1 protein-coding gene is annotated in these 275 nt (G+C 44.7%); it reads left to right on the top strand.

What is annotated here, in order from left to right:
• On the top strand, nucleotides 1-258 hold a 258-nt coding region (locus AAEY94_RS20695), incomplete at its 5' end, for a glutathione S-transferase C-terminal domain-containing protein (RefSeq protein ID WP_350979917.1).
• Nucleotides 259-275: the final 17 nt, after the last annotated feature.

Here is a 275-nt window from a genome sequence, read left to right as displayed (position 1 = left end):
GTCTTTTTACAGGTGCTAGAAGAACTGCTGACTAAAAACCCTTATTTGCTAGGCGATAGCATAACGATTGCCGATATTGGCGTCATGCCTTTTGTCCGTCAGTTTGCACATGTGGATCGCGATGTTTTTTATGATCTACCTTACCCAAATCTACAGCGCTGGTTGCAAGATTGGCTGGCGCATCCATCATTCCTGCAGGCAATGAAAAAGTACCAGCCTTGGCAAGAAGAGGATGATGTGGTGTTGTTTCCTTCTTAACCCTAAGTGCTTAACGA

This window comes from Shewanella sp. AC34-MNA-CIBAN-0136 (assembly GCF_040309945.1).
In the GTDB taxonomy this organism is placed as follows: domain Bacteria; phylum Pseudomonadota; class Gammaproteobacteria; order Enterobacterales; family Shewanellaceae; genus Shewanella.
Note: the sequence above shows the minus strand (reverse complement) of the source record. Positions and strands in the feature narration are given on the sequence as shown.